We start from the raw sequence: 741 nt of genomic DNA, 5'->3' as shown, positions 1-741 counted from the left end.
AAGGACTTCAAGTCCGACCAGGAGGTGCGGTGGTGCCCCGGCTGCGGTGATTACGCGGTCCTCGCCGCCGTCCAGGGCTTCATGCCCGAACTGGGCCTGGCGAAGGAGAACATCGTCTTCGTCTCCGGGATCGGCTGCTCCTCCCGCTTCCCGTACTACATGAACACCTACGGGATGCACTCCATCCACGGCCGCGCCCCGGCCATCGCCACCGGCCTCGCCACCTCCCGCCGCGACCTGTCCGTCTGGGTCGTCACCGGCGACGGCGACGCGCTGTCCATCGGCGGCAACCACCTCATCCACGCGCTCCGCCGCAACGTGAACCTGAAGATCCTGCTCTTCAACAACCGGATCTACGGGCTCACCAAGGGCCAGTACAGCCCCACCTCCGAGGTCGGCAAGATCACCAAGTCGACCCCCATGGGCTCCCTCGACGCACCCTTCAACCCCGTCTCGCTCGCCCTCGGTGCGGAGGCCTCCTTCGTGGCCCGCACCGTCGACTCCGACCGCAAGCACCTCACCGAGGTCCTGCGCCAGGCCGCCGACCACAACGGCACGGCGCTGGTCGAGATCTACCAGAACTGCAACATCTTCAACGACGGCGCCTTCGAGGTCCTCAAGGACAAGGACCAGGCCCAGGAGGCCGTCATCCGGCTGGAACACGGACAGCCGATCCGCTTCGGCGCCGAGCTCGACAAGGGCGTCGTCCGCGACCCGGCCACCGGCGACCTCCAGGTCGTC

General features: G+C 67.6%; 1 protein-coding gene. It reads left to right on the top strand.

All coding sequences use genetic code 11. The features are described 5' to 3' along the window. Positions 1-741 (top strand): 2-oxoacid:ferredoxin oxidoreductase subunit beta (locus IE124_RS34235; protein ID WP_189513961.1); only part of this gene is annotated, 741 nt, incomplete at both ends.

Source organism: Streptomyces narbonensis (genome assembly GCF_014649015.1).
Classification (GTDB): domain Bacteria; phylum Actinomycetota; class Actinomycetes; order Streptomycetales; family Streptomycetaceae; genus Streptomyces; species Streptomyces narbonensis.
Note: the sequence above shows the minus strand (reverse complement) of the source record. Positions and strands in the feature narration are given on the sequence as shown.